A 15,870-nucleotide genomic window follows, 5' to 3' on the forward strand; every position below is an offset into this window, starting at 1 on the left:
TTCATCTACATGTGGCTGCGGAGGGGACAGTGTCCCCGGGCCTCACCCCTAGCCCATGGGGACGATCATCCGGCTGAAGCCCCATGGAGCACCCCGCCGAGAGGCGACCGCCCTCCGCACGCCACGCCACGGCCCCGGCTGGTCTCCCCCGTCCAGCCGAGGCCCGTTGATCCCGATGAAGTCCAGGATCTCGTCCATCCAGCCAGGCAGGACGTAGCCCATCCCCCGTCAACCCCCCTCAAAACTACGGCCACTTCACGCACACCAACCCAAAGCGCACGCCCCCGTCACCCTAACCGGCGGCTCGCCTGCGGATCACCCCCGGCCACACGGCTGCGACCATGCGCGGGCGTCCTCCATCCCTTGGAGCGCACACTGCGGGCCTTCAATGCCGTCCGGGACTGCTGCATACCGGTGGCAAACGAGCGGCTCGTTGGGTCTTCAAGGATGCGGGCGCGGCTTCAGTCGGTATGGCGTTGGGTGGGGTCGAGGCGGCTGAGGATGGCCCGCACGAAGTCCCGGCTGTAGGGAGGAAGGGGTGTGGCCGTGCCGTGTGGAGTGGGCGGGTGCGGCGGATCTGCGGAACCGGGCCCCTTCGCGTGGGTGCTGCCGTATTCGTCCCAGAGCAGGTAGCTGATTTTGGCCCACTGGCGGAAGTTGCCGTGGCAGGCCACGTCGTCGATCCAGAGCAGTTCGTCTGCGGGTACGTCCGCCCACAGCGGGTGGTACTCGGGGATGACGGTGAGGACTTCGGTGGGTGTGAGGGGCTTGTAGCGTTGCCAGATGAGGATGCGGGAGTCCAGCGCCGGACGGTTCTTGATCTTCTGGTAGCAGGTTTCGGCTCCGACCAGGACGACGGCGAGGCGGGTGTCCTCGTCGTCCCAGAGCTCGCGGATGAATTCGAAGGCCCGGGTGTCGAGCCACTGGGCTTCGTCGACGACCAGGACGCGGGGGGTCTCGGACAGGGTTTCCTTGAGGATGGCTTCGCAGCGGGTGCTGTTGAGGGGGGCTTCGCCGGGCAGGCCGAGCTTTTTGTACAGGGCGGCGCGCAGGGCCTGGATTTTGGCGGAGCCGACTTTGATGCGCAGCGTGGTGTGGGGGGCGAGGTCGTCGAGGTGGCTGTTGACGGCGAAGGTCTTGCCCAGGCCGACGCCGCCGTGGACGCACATGATGGCGCCCTTGCCGGCGTCGGCGTTGAGGGTGGTGACGAGGTTGGCGTAGGTCTCTGCGCTGGCGTTGGTCAGCATGGCGCGGGCGCCGGGCAGGCCCATGTAGTGGTAGCCGGAGCCGGTGGTCGGCTGGCTGTCGGGCGTGGTGGTCATGGAGCGTCCTGGGGCTCGGGGGCGGGCAGGGGCTTGGTCCAGCGGGTGGAGTCGGGCTTGGGCCGGTTGAGGAGGTCGGGTCGGGACTCGGCGTGGAGGTCTGCTTCTGGTGTCTGTAGCTGGCGTAGCTGGGCGGTTGCTTGGCTGGCGGTGAGCCGGTTGAGGGGCTCGGGCGTGGCGGCGACACTGGTGGCGGCGTAGCGGGGTTTGGCGTTCTTGCGGGCCCGGCGGGCTTTGGCGGCGTAGCGGTCGGCTTCGCGGCGGCGGGCGTTGCGCAGGGCGCGGGATTGTCGGGGGCTCATCTCGTCGCTGCGGAAGGCGGCGCCGCGGTAGGTGAGGGTGTCGGCGTCGTAGAGCTCGATGCGGTGGTAGTGGTGTGGTTCGTGGCGCAGGCGGACCATCTCGCCTGCGCTGCCGTGGCCGTGCATCCAGTCGCCGACGTAGTAGGCGCTGTTCCAGCGGACGCCTTTGCTGGTGATCTTCCGGGGTGGGCCGCCGTCTTTGAGGGTGTAGGTGTGCAGGTCTTCGGGGTCGAGGGTGTCGATGGGGGTCAGGTCGGCGTGCCAGGCCTGGGCGGGGGTGCGCCGGTGGAGGCGGGCGATGGTGTGGTCGTTGTTCCACCAGTCCACCCAGTTCAGGACGATGGTGATGAAGGTTTCGTAGTCGAGGAGTTCGTCCAGGGCCCACAGGGGTGGCCGCGGCGGTCGCGGCGGCTTCGGGGGGTGTGTGCGTAGCCGGGCAGGCCCTTGAACAGCATGTGCTTGGCGGCGCCGTTGACGGCTTCGACGGTGCCTTTGAGGTGGGGGCTGTAGGGCGGCAGGACGATTATTTCGGTGCCGAACTTCTGGAAGGCCTCGGTTACGCATTTGCCCAGGAAGTCACGGCCGCGGTCGACTCTCAGTTTGCGGGGGATGCCGCCGAAGGGCCGGTGGTGATCGGTGTGGAGGATGGCGTCGCGGGCGGCGGCCAGGATGGCGTCCTGGCTGGGCTGGTGGGGGGTGATGGCCACGCCGCAGATGACGGCGGTGGCGTGGTCGATGAACCAGGTGATCCAGGGTTTGGTTCGGCGTCCGTCGACGTTGACGAAGACACTGGCTTCGACGTGGTCGGTCTCCCAGACGTCGTTGCGGTTGCCGCGCGGGCGCAGGGCGTGGACGTCGTGTCGGCGGCGTGCTGCTTCGCCGTTCTTGAGGGCGGCGCGTTGCCCGGCGCTGAGTTCGCGGTTGACGGCGCGGTAGAAGGTGGCCTGGGAGGCCCGGGGCGGGGTGCCGAGGTGACCGTGAGCGACGAGTGCGAGGTAGGCGCTCGCCACGTTGCCGTGCCATTGGACCAGGGCTTCGTGCATGGCCGGGGTGAGGGCGAAGTGGGGGCGGCCTTGGGGGGTGTAGGTGCCGTGGTGGGAGTCGGCGTTGTCGATCCAGCGACGCACGGTGCGCCAGTGGACGGTGAAGGCGGCGGCGACGGTACGCACGTCGTGGTGGGTCAGGCGGTCGGCGACGCGCAGGCGCAGCAGGCGGCGTACGGCGGCGGCGCGCAGGGTGGTGGTGTCGTAGGGGCCATCGGGTGATGGTGTGGCGGGCACGGGGGTTTCCTTGAGGGCGGCGGACGTCGGGGGCTGGTGGGTCAGGCGGGGGCGAGGCTGAGCAGTCCGGCGCCGTACGGTTTGCCGCGGCCGATGCCGGCGAGCAGGGCGTGGCACAACTGGCTGGGGTCGGTGATGGTGGCGACGCCGTCGAAGCGGGTCAGGACGTGACGGAAGACGTGCGGGGCACTGTCGCTGGTCTGTTTTTTCGTGGAGGGGCTGCGGAAGGCGCCGACGGGGGTGAGGTCGGTGCTGGTCGGGGCCAGGCCTGCGTGAGCGGCTTTGCGCTGCCACCAGGCGAGGGCGTCGTCGCCGTACAGGGGGATGTCCTTGTGGCGGGGTCGGGTGTCGAAGAAGGGGTCGCCGTCGAGGACTTTGTGGCGGGTGCTGGCGTTGGCGGTGATGCGGTAGCGCACGCTTGTGCCGGTGGCCAGGGCTTGGAACATGGGGGTGAGGTCGCGGGTTTCGGTGGTGCCGTAGGCGTGGGGCAGGCGGCTGAAGTCGGGCGACAGCTGGGACTGGATGAGCAGAGTGGGCGGGGTGTGGTGGGTGGCCTGTTCCAGACGGAAGAGGAGTCCGGCCTTGTGGCGGGGGCTGTCGCCCAGGCCTTCGGGGGCCAGCAGCATGACGGTCTTGTGGAGGCTGGTGGAGCGGGCCAGGTCGCGGCGTACGTCGCGGCTGTTGCGGTTGAGACGGATGCGGGTCAGCGTCACGGTGGCGGGTGTGGTCGCCAGGGGCGGGGTCATGGGGTGTCCTGCTGGATGTAGGCGGTCAGTGCTTCGATCGGGGGATGGGAAGCGGCCAGGGTGGCGGGGAGCTGTTCGGTGGTGCGCCATACGCGGCGGGTGTGGTGGAAGCGCCGGGTGGGGGTGAAATCGACTGGGACATCGGCGAGTTCCCGGTGGACGTCGGCGGCGGGCACGTGGGCGGGCGGCGCCTCCCACACGAAGTCGACCGGCACGGTGTCCTGCCGGGGCGGGGGGCCGGCTGCGAGGCTGAGCGGCACCCGGTGCAGGAGTTCTGCTACGGGATCAGGGTGCGGTGTGCGCAGGAGGAGGGGCTCGTCGAGGATGCAGGCGCGGCGGCCCAGGTAGAGGGCGAAGGCAGGCTGTTCGAGCCGTTCGGTGATCTCTTCCAGGAGCCGGTCGGGGCCGCGGACGGCGACGGTGAAGACGGCGTCGGCCAGGTAGACGCGATGGCTGATGAAGGTGGATGCCTTCTGGGCGCGGTGCTCTCCACTGCTGGTGTGCAGGCCTTCTTTGTGGGGGCGGCCGCCGCCGGCGGTGTGGTAGTCGGTGTGCCGGTGGCCGGGCCGGTCGATGCGGACGGTGAAGACCAGGTCGGTGTACGGAATGGCGCCGGTGCCCGGATCGGGGGCGAGGGCTTCTTCTCGGGAGCGTCCATCGGCGGCGGCGAACATGCCGATGAGCGCGGAACGGGTGGGGAAACCGACTGTGTCGCGGTAGCGGAAGGCTGCGTGTTCCCCGAACGACATCAGCGGAGCGGCCAGGCGCAGCAGGATGCCGTTCACGCGACGGCCAGGGAGGCGGCGGGCTGGGCGGCGGCCTCGGTCAGCGCGTCGGTGAGTTCCTCGAAGGAGGCGTGGGGGGTGCCGAGGTGGTCGACCGGGGTGTTCTGGTAAGTGGCGTAGCCGTGGGCGATGCGGCGCCGGCTGCCCAGTAGTCGGCCCAGGGCGTCGGCGTGGGTGGACAGTGCCTGGACGGCGGGGAGGGTGTAGCCGCCGCCGGGGGCTGGTTTGACGGGCTGTTCGAAGGCGGCGGCGTAGGAGACCGGGCGGCGCTCACGGACGGCGTAGTGGACCAGGTGCGGCAGGGTGTGGGGGGCGGTGGACGTTTTTTTCGCCTGGGGAATGCTCTCGATGAACATCTCGGTGAACAGGGCCAGCAGCCGCAGCGCCTGGTCGTGGTCGCCGCCCAGGTTGCGGATGAGTTCGGTGAGGTTGACGGTGGCGTAGCGGTAGAGGATGCCGGTGGTGAAGAAGCTGGTCTGCAGGTGTGCGCTGCCCGCTTCACCGGGGGCGGACCAGTCCTCGACGGCGGTGAAGTAGTCGGGCTGCGGGTCGCTTTGGTGCACTGTGAAGGCGTGGGCCATCTGTACGGCGCCGTCGACGTGGGCGTCGGGGAGTTCGGCGAGCATGCGGCCGAACAGGTTGATGGTGGCGGTGCGCCGCCGGATCAGTGCGGCGACCGTGCGGGTGGGCAGGACGGCGGGCACTGCGCTGTCCTTGGCCTTGCGTCTGCCGTTGGGCTTGGGAGCGGCTGCTGCGGCGGCGGCAGCGGCCTGTTGTTGTGCGAGGGTCTCTTCCAGCTGCGGGCGGTGCTCGTGGCACAGCTGCACCATGTCGGAGCGGACATCGCGCGGCAGGTAGAGGAGGGCCGAGGTGATGCCGCCCTGTTGTTCTTCGGTCTTGAGGCCTTCTTTGGTGGCCGAGCGGACGATCTGGGCTCCGGCGAAGGCGGCCAGGTCCTGGGGCCAGCCGGCCTCGCGCAGTGCGTCGGCCACGCGCAGGGGCAGGTTGCGGGTGCGGGCGGCGTGTTCGTCGAGTTCCGCCTCCATCGGGAGGCGGATGGCTCGCTTCCAGGACTGGGAGGAGACCATGGCGCGCATCGCGCCGCCGAACACCAGGGTCTTGGGTTCGTTGTCCTCCCCACGGTTGAGGAGGGAGGCGGGCACGGGTTGCAGGGCGTGCAGGTCGATGTAGCGGGCGGGCGCGTAGGCGGCCATGTCAGTCCTCCTGGGACACGAGACGGTCAAGGGTTTGGAAGTAGGACTCGCGCCAGCGGTCGGCGATGTGCAGCTGGTCGTAGTCCCACCGGGCGAGGTCTTCCAGCAGGACGGCGAAGTCGAGGCGGGCTGCGTCGCGGTTGGCCAGGCGGGAGGTGAGTCTCCACAGCAGGGGGTGCAGCAGCGGGGAGGACAGTCTGGTGAGGATCTTGACCTGGTCGTCCATGCGGTGTTGTTTGAAGCCGTGCCGGGCCACGGCGATGGCGAGGCTGGAGCCGAGATCCGGGCGGGCCCGCCAGTGCCGCACCGCTGTCCTCTCCCCTGCCACCGGGCCGCCTGCAGGGCTGCTGCCCGGGACAGGTGTGTGGGCTGGTTCGTCCAGCGGACTGTCGCTTTCCGCAGCCGGCAGGCGAGCGGCCTCGGTCGTGCTGTCGTCGGGGGCGGGGACGGCGAACTCCGGGGTGTAGAGGCCGTCTTCGTGGACCAGGTGGCGCTGCATGGCGATCAGGCTGGCGACGGTGTAGTGGGCGCGGCGGGCTCCGTAGCGGGAGACGCGGGCCACGAGGTACTGCTGCATGCGTGCCCCGCATTCCTCCAGGGGGCGTCCTCGTCCGGAGGCGAGGTCGGAGCGGATGCTGTTGGTGGCGCACAGGTCGAGGACCGCGGCGACGAAGTCGTCGTAGTGCTCGCGGCGTTGCGCGGTGGTGAGGGTGGGCGGCAACGGGGTCTCCGGCATCAGGGGGCAGGGCGCGGCGGGCGGCGGCCTGGCGGAAGGTGTCAGGTGGCGCGGCGCCGGGCGGCGGCTGGCCGGCGGCGCAGTGTGGCCACTGCTGTGGCGATGGCTGGTGCGGCGCGGAAGTGCTGGGAGATCGCGGGGCGGGCGGCTTCCCGCAGGGCGGCGGCGGCTTCGGCGGCGAACGCCGCCCGCGCATCGCGTTCCGGGGTCTCAATAAGGTTCCAGAAGACGGTCTCGGCGCGTGGCCAGTACGCGGCACGGACCCGCTTCGTCCAGGGGGGAAGCCTCTTGGGCGGACGGGAGCCGCGGGGGGACGCCCCGGGGGGTGTGGTGACGGTCCGCCAGGCGTCTCTGGAGACCTTGTCCAGCAGGACGCCGATGGCCTCGGCTTCCTTGCGGCATTCGGCGACCCGCTCGGCCGCGGCGGCATCGTGCTCCTGCATCCAGGGCCAGATCGGCGGGGTCAGGGCCGTGTACCAGGTGCGATTGGTGGTCCAGCCGTCCTGGTCGAAGCCGTGTACGCGGACGCGGAGTTGGGCGCGCAGATCGGCCGGAAGGTCGTTGAGGGTGGTGAAGGCTTCGGGGCGCTGGACGGCTGAGTCTTCGTCGCCGGCGAGCAGTAGGGCGTCCAGGTCGCGCCACAGGGCCCGGTCGGCGTCCGCGCTGCGGGGCTGGTGCCGCCGGGTGACAGGTTGACCCGGGTTGTCGTGATGGACGAGGAAGGGGTCGGTGGCGAGGAGTTTGGTCTGGGTGGCCCAGGTCAGGTAGGCGTCGGTGACCTGTCGGCCGTCCGCGGAGGGGATGAGGAGGATGGCGTGGCGGGAGCGGCCGGTCAGCAGCCGTCCGGGCCAGGTCACCGGCGGGGGTGCAGCCAGCGGGTCGGGCAGGTCGGGCTCTTCCCACGGGCAGTGGTCCTGGGCGCCGGGCCAGTCCTCGTCCGGTTTGGGCAGGCCGGCGAGGAGGGTTTCGTACAGGGTGCGGCCCAAAGGGTGGAAGGAGAGCGTGGTGCGCAGCGGCCCGGCTTTGGCACTGCCTTGGTCCTGGCCGTCGACGGTGCGGACGGAGCACTGGCCGACGGCGCCGTAGTAGTGGTGGATGAGCATGTGCCACAGGGCCTGCTCGCTGGGCACCGGCTGGGGGTCGGTGTCGGCGTGCGGACTCAGCCAGGCCAGGTTGTTGCCCTCCGGGCGGCCGAAGACCAGTTTGTTGACCCCGGCGCGCTTCTTGCATTGGACGGCCAGCCGCGGGTCCTGCAGGAAGGGGCGCACGGGGTCGAACAGATCCCAGACGTAGGCGGCGAAATAGCGGTGGACCGTGTCGGCGTCGAAGCCGTCGGGTTCCTTCAGCAGCCTGCGGCGGCGGGCCGCCCACTCCCCCGCGCCCATCTCCGGATCGTCCAGCCCGGTGACCCGGGCGGTGATGGCGATGAGGACGCGCAGCACGGCGGACGCCGCCGGTGGCAGGGGAAGGGCCAGGTCCTCGATCTCGTGGGCGCGCAGCAGTACGTCGCGCCAGCCAAGGAATTCCTGGTGCCCGTCGAGGAAGAGGACCGGAATGCAGGGTTCTTTGTCGGTTGCGTAGAGAGGTTCGGGCATAGGGAAGCTCCAAATGCCAGACAGGGAGGAAAGGGGAAGAGAAAGAGGGAAGGAGCGTGAGCGGGCCTCCTGCTGACGGCACGCCAGGACGCGGCGCTGTGCCGGGGCAGCGGCAGGCAAAAGTTACGAGCCCGGCTCAGGAGGCATGCGGCCAGGTCAAGCCATGCCCACAGGGTCGGAGTTGCTTCGCGCCGGGCACCAGGGGGTGCAGTGCTCAACGTCGCAGAAGCACAGGAGGGGGTCACGAAGAAGCGGTCGAACGTATGTCCGTCTTCGTGTTTCTCATAGTAGTCACAGAAGCGGATCTCCTCGAACCACTCTGACCCTTATTCAATTACCGGCCAGTTACTCTTTTTTCGGCTTTCCGAATCGACTGCTTTCGATGGCGGCAGGATTTGTCGTGCACCGGCCAGTAAATGGTCCGCCGATGTCGCGGTAAAGGGCTGGGGGTCATTCGCCGTGCTCGGCCACCAGTCCCAGCACGGGGTCGAGGCGCAGGGTGTTGCGGCCGAAGCGCACGCCCGCGCCGGGGTCCGTGGCGTCGTGCGGCAGCAGGACGAGGTCGGCGAGCAGGGCGTGCTTCTTCCACAGGGCGGGGGCGTGGTGTTCGCGGCGGCGCTCGGCGACCCAGGCGGCGGGGACAGGCAGGGTGTGCTGAAGAATGGTGCGGATCATCGCGGTGGTGGGCTCGCGGTCCAGGGACAGCAACCGGGTGCCGGCCGGATCGAGGGCGAGGCGGCCTTCGGGGGTGCGGTAGAGGGGCAGGAGGCGCCGCGGCATGGCGCCCAGCCGGGTGGCGGCCTCGCGGGCATGCAGGCGTTGGCGGTGCAGGTCGGCGAGCGAGAGCGTGTCCCGCCAGGTGGGGACGAGGTGGAGGGCGCTGAGGTGTTCCTCGCCGCGGCGCCTGCTCTGGTAGGCGGTGTGATGCTGTGTGAGGTCGGGGCTGGTGCGGGCGAGTTCGGCGGCGCCGGCGTGAACGGTTTCGACCAGGTGCTGGACGTCGTCGGGCAGCGTGAGAGTGAGGGTGCGCTGAGGCAGGCCGGAGAGGCGGCCTGCAGCGGCGTGCGTGAAGAGGGCCGGTTCCAGGGTGCGCCAGGCGGCCGGGATCAGGGTGCGGCCCCGGTGGTCGGTGGGCTGCAGGATGCTGAGGCGAGGCACCCCTTGCCGGCGCAGCCAGGCGGGCCTGCGGTCCGCGCCCGCCCCCCACAAGTTCTCGAACCGCCACAGCCGGCCCAGGCGTTGCAGCAGCTTCTCGAGGGAGGCGAGGTCACTGACAAGGACGTCGACGTCGATGTCGAGACTCATGTCGAGGAGGCTGGTGGTGACGATGACCAGGCGGGCGGGGCGCTCGCCGGCGGAGCCGAGCCGGTCGCGGATCAGGCGGGTGAGGGCCTCGCGCTGATGGCCGGGCAGGCGTGCGTGCAACAGCAGCAGTTGGCCCTCCGGCCCGCCGGGCCAGGGCAGGGTGTCGTGGAGGTGCTGGTAGGCGGCCTGGGCGTCGGCCATGGTCGCGCACGCCACCGCCGCGCATCCCCCGCCCTGGACAACGGGGGCGATCTCGGCGCTGATGCGCTCCAGCCGGCTCTCCCGCGCCGGGGCGTCGTCGGGGTCGGTGTACGACGAATGGCGCACCGGGTACAGGCGCAGGGAAGCGGTCCGGCGGTGCCGTTGGGCGTGGGCCTCGCCCGCGTGCGGGTCCATACGGGTCAGGGAGGCGTCGGCGGCCGCGGCGAACAGCCAGCCCGGGTAGGCGGGTGCGCAGTCCAGACCGGCGGTGCTGCTGGGCCGGTGGCCTGCGCCGGCGAGGTAGCTGCGCACCAGGTCGGTGCTGACGCGGGCCGGCATCGTGGCGGAGAGCAGGACGACTGGGCAGCCCAGTGCGCCCAGCCAGTGCAGCAGCCGCCCCAGTAGCTGCTGCATGAACGGGGTCAGGGCGTGGGCCTCGTCGACGATGACGGTCCGCCCGGACAGGGCCAGCATGCGCAGCGCGCTGAAACGGACCGGGAGCGCCGCCATGAGGGCCTGGTCGTGGGTGGCGACGGTGAACTGCGCCAGCAGTGCCCGGTCCCAGCCCCGCAGCCAGCCGTCCGGTACGGTCACCCGCTCCTCAGGGCGCTGTGCCCCGTCCGGGCCTCCCCGGCCGTCGGGCTCCTCGGGCCAGAATTCGTCGGTGGTGGAGGCCTCGTCAGCGGCGATCTGGCGGTCGGAGTAGGCGGAGTTGTTCCAGCTGTGGCTGTACACCAGGGAGACCGGAGCCCGCTCGGGGCGGTGCGCGGCCACGTACCGCTCAAGGATCTCGTAGGAGGCGTCCGCGGTGGCGGTGGTGGGCAGCAGCCACACGATGCCGGCGGTGGCGCCGTCGGCGTTGAAGATGCGTGCGGCTTCCAGGCCGGTCACGGTCTTCCCGCCGCCGGTGGCATCGGTGACCACCACGATGCCCGGCCCCTTCTCCCCCACCACCTTGGTGAGCTGCCTGATCAGGGAGGCCTGCAGGTCGTTCGGCGCGGTCAGACCGCGGTGGGCCTGGGCGAAGGGCGCCGGAGGGAGTGTGACGCGGGCCAGACCGGACCCGTCGAGCAGGGCCGGGGCGTCCTTGACGGCCTGCGCGTAGTGCTCGCCGGCGCTGAAGGCGGGTGCTTGCGCCTTCAGCAGCCAGTAGTGGCGCTGGCTGGCCAGCCGGTCCGCGATCACTCCGACCCCGGTGATCAGTACCGCGGCCGGCACCGACACCCGCGAGGGCACCATGGTGGCGCCGGTCAGATGACGCACCAGGGCGAAGTAGCGGCGGCGCAGATCCTGCCACGCGGGGCCTCCCAGAACGAGGTTGACCCGGGACGCTCTGGCCGCACCGTCAATGTCGAGCTGCAGGAACCGGCCGTGGTGCCCGCCCAGCATCTGCGTCACCAGCACCCCCGCACTGTCCGATGTGTCCGCCTCGTAGCCGGCCTCCGCCAGCAGCTGCAGCACACTGTGCATGGAGGCCCGCTCGTGCGGCATGCTCCGCCAGCCTTGAGTGTCCGCCCGCAGCACCTCACTCACTCGTGCCCAGGGATGCGCCTCCCGCTCCTGGAAAGATGTCAACTTTCCCAGATCATGCAAACCGGCGAAAAACATCACCAGGCACCGGGCCTCCGCCACCGTCACGCTCAGCCCGTCGGCGATCAGCCGCCGCTGACCACGCGTCAGGAACCGGTCCCACACCTCACCGGCGACCGCCGCCACATCCAGCAGATGGAACAGCAGCGGATACACCGCCAGAACCCCCCGGTCGAACTTCCCCCACGGCGTCAAGTCGATCCCGTCGAACCGGGCATCCTCCCGGACTCCCACAACCACTCCCCACACCCAACTACCCCACCGTAAAGGGGTGTTGACACCATCCTGCCGCATCCGATCACCAATTTCCGCAGGCCGCCTCCCGGAACTGCCAAAGCGGGAGGCGGTGCTGCTCTCCCGCGTAGGAAGGCGTACGCCCATGGGCCCACCGTCCGTCGGACAGATACCACGGACGACTGCGGAACACACCGGCAGATATCCCGGCCCGGCCGGACGCCACAAGCTCGCCATATTGCCCAACCGGCCCGGTACCGCAGCGTCTTGTGAAGTGGGGACAGTTGAAAATGGTCTCCCCCATTCCGCGTGGGCCGTGCTCAACTGCCAGCCCGGCAGTTCGGTGCCGCCGTGGAAGCCGCATCCCGGCACGACCACCACACCGGACCCGGTAAAGTGAATAAAAACTGCCCCTCGGGTCAGAGAACCAGCAGGCCAGCAAGGGTCCTCCCCGCACGCGTGGGGGTCTGTCCGAGGTATCGGTCGACCTTGCCGCACTGGCAGAATCCTCCCCACCTGCGTGGGGGTTTGCCCTACAACCGGAAGCTCTACCGCCAAGACTGGATGCATTCCCCACGTGCGGTGGGGGTCCAGGGAGTTGATAGTGCCGAAGGTACGCTCGACACACCCCCATACACATGGGGGTCCGTCCTTCACCCAACAGGGCCGCTCCACCGGCTTCCTGCGCTCCCCACGCATGTGGGGGTCTGCCGTTCCGGGGCTGGGCGCACTTGACCGCCCAAGGGCATTCCTCCCCGCGGACATGAGAGTCAGTCGTTCCCTGGTGCAGCAGGACCGTACTGAAGCACATTTCCCCATATCCGTGGGGGTCTGTCCATGTCTTCCGGTTTTTCTCTAGGTTGGAGGAAGCCTTCCCCACATGCGTGGGGGTCCGTCGTAGCCGCCGGTGCGCCGGTACAGTTCGACGGCACCCTCCCCAAAGATGTGGGGGTCTTCCGCACGCGGCGTTCATCGGGCAGTACCCGGTAGCTCCCTCCCCATAGATGTGGGGGTGTTTCGCGGATACCGCGGTCGGTGACGGCACGCCAACGATGGCCCCACCTCACGTGGGGGTAAGTCCCGGCCAGCCACCGCGCATTCGCCACTACCGTCTTCCCCACACACGTGGGGGTCAGTCCTTCTGCCAGATGAAGATGCGCGATGCCAGCATGTCCTCCCCATGCGGGTGGGGGTCTGCCCAGCTCCTCGCGGCTGCCGAGGAAGTAGTTGCCGTCTTCCCCACGTACGTGGGGGTTCGTCGGTGAATTGCGCACACCCGGTCCAGCCCACCTTGGCTCCCCACATGCGTGGGGGTCAGCCTTCGGTGGTGAGAGTCTTTGCAGTGGCGGCAGGCTTCTCCTCCCGTACGGACCGCCCAGAGGGCGGAATCTTCCCCACATACGTGGGGGTCCGTCCGAGGTCGTCGACCTGGACGACGACGCACTCTCGTCTTCCCCACACGCGTGGGGGTCCGTCCGGCACGAACGCGCACACGCCGACCATGGCGAGGCCTTCCCCACACGCGTGGGGGTCTGTCCTACCGCGCTCTGCGCACAGGCCAGCTCACTGAGCCTTCCCCACACGCGTGGGGGTCGGTCTGGCTGATGGATATGGTCCTGGTGAATCCAAGGCCCCACACACGTGGAGGTCTCTCCGCGACCGAGGCCCGTACGGAGCTCTTCACCCTGCCTTCCCCACACGCGTGGGGGTCTTTCGGTGAACTGGGCCCACCCGATCCAGCCCACCGCGTTCGACGTCACCGTCGCCTTCCCCGCGCACGTGGGGGTCTGTCCGCGAATTGGGTGACGATGGGTTCAGTCTGGAAACGCTCCCCGGCCCCGTGGGGGCTGCCGGCTTGCTACCCGGAGGCCGGTGGGGTCTCTTCGAAGCGATGGCCGGCGGCGTTCCTCCACCGCCGCGAGGAGGCAGGCGACTGGGCATTACGTGAGCCGCTCAGGGTTCGGTAAACGTCAGGGCCTGTGCGTCGAGGTCGAGTTCGAGGTGGCCGCCGCCGTGTTTGCGCAGCTGCCGCCAGGCTGCGTAGCCGGTCATGATGGCTTTTTCCCAGTCGGCGGCGCGCAGGACACTGACTTCGAGGTGGGCAGTCATGTGGTCGATGGTGATCAGTAGTTCGTGGTCGACGTGGCGGAGGTTTTCGAAGTAGTGGTGGCGGCTGGCGTAGGAGAAAACCAAGGCGCTGATGCCTTCTTCGATGGCGATGGCGCGGCCGCCGTCTTCGGCTTCGTCGATGCCGGGGCGGCTGCGGCGCTTGCGGTCGAGCAGGAAGCGGCTGACGGGTGACCAGCCCAGGACGGCTGCGTGGGCGAGGTGGAAGGCGTCATGGAAGCGGTAGTCGTCCTCAATGTGGCTGGCGCTGGTCAGTGGATCGCCGGCGGGGGTTCCGTCTTCGCGGGCGAGGGTGATGACGGTGCGACCGTCGGGCTGGGGAGTGGGGGTGAAGGTGACGGTGGTGCGCCGGGGCAGCTGTTCGTGGGCGGGGTAGTCGGCGTCGAAGTGGGGGCGTTGGTCGTTTGGGGTGGTGCGCCAGCGGTCTTTGGTTTTCTCCAGGCTTGCGGCGGCGATGTCCTCGAGGTCGAGGCCGAGCAGGTGGGCGAGGGTGGCTGTGTACCAGAGGACGTCGCCGAGTTCCTCGCGTAGTTGCTGTTTTGAGGGTCCTGCGTCGGCTCCGTCGCGCAGGCGTTTTTTGTAGGCGGTGATCACTGAGCCTGTTTCGCCGACGAGGCCGAGCAGGGGTATCAGGACGGGGTCGGTGCCGTCGGTGGGGGGTTGCAGGGTTTTGAGGGCTGCTTGCTGATAGCGGGCGAGATGCACACGCACTCCCATGAAGGATCTTCCAACAAGTCTGTCGGATTTCCCGACATCGCTCTACAGTAGGTCACGTCGGGCTGCCTGTCCGGGAGTTGAGTGAAAGGGGGGAATCCAGAGCATGCCGTCGCAGAGCGTCCAGGAGATCGTGGACATCGTGGTCGATTTCCTTGCCGAGTACCAGGACAGGCCGGTCCAGGAGGTGTACGAGGAACTGGCGGCCCGGGGGCAGGACTTGCCGATCGACTCCGTACTGATCATGGAGATACTGGCGCGCGTCGAGGAGCACTTCGGTGTTCGTGTACCTGCCGACGCCAAGGCCGGGCGTTCTTTGCGTTCGGTCTGGGCGTTCGCCGAGACCGTGTACGACACCATGCAGCAGGCCAAGGAGCACCAGCCATGAACGACAACGCCCCCTTCTCCGCCGATGACGCCGGCCAGCGCGCTCGTCTGGGCCAGCGACTCAAAGGCACGCGCGAGTATCTCGGGCTGTCGCAGCAGCAGGTCGCCGAGCGCACCGGCATCGTGCGCTCGGCCGTCAGTGACATCGAGCGCGGACTGCGCAAGGTGGAGGTGATGGAGCTGCAGAAACTCGCCCGTCTCTACCGGCTGCCGGCCTCCTACTTCCTGGACGAGGAGGAGTCGGCCGACGCCGGAGAACACGCGCTGGCCGGACTTCCCCGCACCGCGAAGCCCTTGAGCGAAGGCGACCGCATCGAGGTGGCGAAGTTCGTCCAGTACCTGCAGGCCCGGCGCCAGGCCGAGGAAGACCAGCCGGGCCTGACGCCCCGGGCCCGGGAGGGGGGTGCGTGAGCTGGAACAACGCGCACGGCGCCGCGATGATCGCGGCCGCCCAGGCCCATGAGGCCCTGGGCACGAGCAACGACGGATACATCGACGTCTTCGGCGCGCTGGGCCGCGCCGGGGTGGAGGTGGTGGGACGCAGACTGGGCGGTCTGCTCGGTCTGTACATAGACCGGTACGCCGGCGGGCCGGCGTGCCTGCTCAACACGGGCCTGGAAGAAGTGAGCATGCGGCACACCGCCGCGCACGAGCTGGGCCACCACCGGATGGGGCATGGCAGCAGCATCGACCATGAGGAGCAGTCATCGGGGCGCTGGGGTGAGGGGTGGCCGCAGCATGAGAAGGAAGCCGAGGCCTTCGCCTCCTGGTTCCTGATGCCCCGCCCGGCCGCCCGTGCCGCGCTGGTCCGCTGCGGCCTCACACGCCCCGGCTCCCCGCTGGACGCGTATCGGACGGCCCGCTGGCTAGGCGCGCCGTATGCCACCACAGTGCGCCACCTGGTGCGGCTGAAGATGATCGACCGGCCTACCGAGGCGGTGTGGCTCAAGCCCTCCCCCGCTGCCCTCAAGGCGGACCTCACCGGCGGGCTGCCGGTCGGACCGCGCGCGCACGTCCACGTCCTGGCGCCCGCCGCGCACGACGCCCTGCTGCATGTGGCCGCTGGAGACTGCCTGCTGCTGGACATCTCCTCCGCAGCCTTCGAGCACCTGCCCGCCGGGCTGTCTCTCACCCCGCCGGACACCGGTAGCCAGATGCCCCTGCTGGACCTGTTCCCCGCCCCGCAGCAGCCCAGGGCCGTATGGGTGAGCGAGGACATGACGAGCGACACGGTCGTGACCGCCACGGCCCATGCCGGTGAGCTGTTCCGGGTGACACTGCGGCGCACGCCCGGCCGCGAGGGCTCCGACGCCTTCTGGTCCTGAACGCCGC

At 69.5% G+C, this 15,870-nt stretch carries 13 protein-coding genes; 3 read left to right on the plus strand and 10 right to left on the minus strand.

The genetic code is table 11. The features are described 5' to 3' along the window. Positions 1–461: 461 nt before the first annotated feature. The 10 genes from OG595_RS00430 to OG595_RS00475 form a co-directional block, all read right to left on the minus strand. Positions 462–1,322 (minus strand): ATP-binding protein, encoded by an 861-nt coding sequence (locus tag OG595_RS00430; protein ID WP_329266643.1) that lies wholly within the window; start codon positions 1,320–1,322, stop codon positions 462–464. Next, positions 1,319–1,951, minus strand: coding sequence for a Mu transposase C-terminal domain-containing protein (locus tag OG595_RS00435; protein WP_329266644.1), 633 nt, complete (start codon positions 1,949–1,951; stop codon positions 1,319–1,321). Before OG595_RS00435 ends, OG595_RS00430 begins: the two co-directional genes overlap by 4 nt. 5 nt (positions 1,952–1,956) lie before the next feature. Next, complete coding sequence (locus tag OG595_RS00440; RefSeq protein ID WP_329266646.1) at positions 1,957–2,904, minus strand: hypothetical protein; 948 nt, start codon at positions 2,902–2,904, stop codon at positions 1,957–1,959. A gap of 41 nt (positions 2,905–2,945) precedes the next feature. Beyond that, positions 2,946–3,650 (minus strand): type I-E CRISPR-associated protein Cas6/Cse3/CasE, encoded by a 705-nt coding sequence (cas6e, locus tag OG595_RS00445; RefSeq protein ID WP_329266647.1) that lies wholly within the window; start codon positions 3,648–3,650, stop codon positions 2,946–2,948. Then, entirely contained in the window at positions 3,647–4,435 is a 789-nt protein-coding gene (cas5e, locus tag OG595_RS00450; RefSeq protein WP_329266648.1) for a type I-E CRISPR-associated protein Cas5/CasD, read from the minus strand. Before cas5e ends, cas6e begins: the two co-directional genes overlap by 4 nt. After that, entirely contained in the window at positions 4,432–5,649 is a 1,218-nt protein-coding gene (gene cas7e / locus OG595_RS00455; RefSeq protein ID WP_329266650.1) for a type I-E CRISPR-associated protein Cas7/Cse4/CasC, read from the minus strand. Before cas7e ends, cas5e begins: the two co-directional genes overlap by 4 nt. Position 5,650: 1 nt before the next feature. Next, entirely contained in the window at positions 5,651–6,385 is a 735-nt protein-coding gene (locus OG595_RS00460; protein ID WP_329266651.1) for a CRISPR-associated protein Cse2, read from the minus strand. A gap of 41 nt (positions 6,386–6,426) precedes the next feature. After that, entirely contained in the window at positions 6,427–7,980 is a 1,554-nt protein-coding gene (gene casA / locus OG595_RS00465; protein WP_329266653.1) for a type I-E CRISPR-associated protein Cse1/CasA, read from the minus strand. Positions 7,981–8,430: 450 nt separating this feature from the next. Next, on the minus strand, positions 8,431–11,310 hold the full coding sequence (gene cas3 / locus OG595_RS00470; protein ID WP_329266655.1) for a CRISPR-associated helicase Cas3': 2,880 nt from the start codon (positions 11,308–11,310) through the stop codon (positions 8,431–8,433). A gap of 1,953 nt (positions 11,311–13,263) precedes the next feature. After that, positions 13,264–14,142, minus strand: a complete 879-nt coding sequence (locus OG595_RS00475; RefSeq protein ID WP_329266656.1) for a nucleoside triphosphate pyrophosphohydrolase family protein — start codon at positions 14,140–14,142, stop codon at positions 13,264–13,266. A gap of 115 nt (positions 14,143–14,257) precedes the next feature. Between OG595_RS00475 and OG595_RS00480 the strand changes: the two genes are divergently transcribed. Genes OG595_RS00480 through OG595_RS00490 form a run of 3 tightly spaced genes read left to right on the plus strand, consistent with a single transcriptional unit; the run spans position 14,258 to position 15,863 of the window. Continuing rightward, positions 14,258–14,539 (plus strand): acyl carrier protein, encoded by a 282-nt coding sequence (locus OG595_RS00480; RefSeq protein WP_329266657.1) that lies wholly within the window; start codon positions 14,258–14,260, stop codon positions 14,537–14,539. Further along, positions 14,536–14,949: a helix-turn-helix domain-containing protein gene (locus OG595_RS00485; RefSeq protein WP_329266659.1), complete on the plus strand. Its 414-nt coding sequence runs from the start codon at positions 14,536–14,538 to the stop codon at positions 14,947–14,949. The genes OG595_RS00480 and OG595_RS00485 overlap by 4 nt, the downstream gene beginning before the upstream one ends. Further along, entirely contained in the window at positions 14,946–15,863 is a 918-nt protein-coding gene (locus OG595_RS00490; protein ID WP_329266660.1) for an ImmA/IrrE family metallo-endopeptidase, read from the plus strand. Before OG595_RS00485 ends, OG595_RS00490 begins: the two co-directional genes overlap by 4 nt. The last annotated feature ends 7 nt before the right edge of the window (positions 15,864–15,870 follow it).

Origin of the sequence: Streptomyces sp. NBC_01451 (genome assembly GCF_036227485.1) — a bacterium.
Lineage (GTDB): Bacteria > Actinomycetota > Actinomycetes > Streptomycetales > Streptomycetaceae > Streptomyces.

Excerpts from the sequence above, each read along its gene's own strand:
- cas6e (WP_329266647.1), bottom strand. The coding sequence starts at position 3,650 with ATGACCCCGCCCCTGGCGACCACACCCGCCACCGTGACGCTGACCCGC.
- OG595_RS00480 (WP_329266657.1), top strand. The coding sequence starts at position 14,258 with ATGCCGTCGCAGAGCGTCCAGGAGATCGTGGACATCGTGGTCGATTTC.
- cas7e (WP_329266650.1), bottom strand. The coding sequence starts at position 5,649 with ATGGCCGCCTACGCGCCCGCCCGCTACATCGACCTGCACGCCCTGCAA.
- OG595_RS00485 (WP_329266659.1), top strand. The coding sequence starts at position 14,536 with ATGAACGACAACGCCCCCTTCTCCGCCGATGACGCCGGCCAGCGCGCT.
- casA (WP_329266653.1), bottom strand. The coding sequence starts at position 7,980 with ATGCCCGAACCTCTCTACGCAACCGACAAAGAACCCTGCATTCCGGTC.
- OG595_RS00430 (WP_329266643.1), bottom strand. The coding sequence starts at position 1,322 with ATGACCACCACGCCCGACAGCCAGCCGACCACCGGCTCCGGCTACCAC.
- OG595_RS00460 (WP_329266651.1), bottom strand. The coding sequence starts at position 6,385 with ATGCCGGAGACCCCGTTGCCGCCCACCCTCACCACCGCGCAACGCCGC.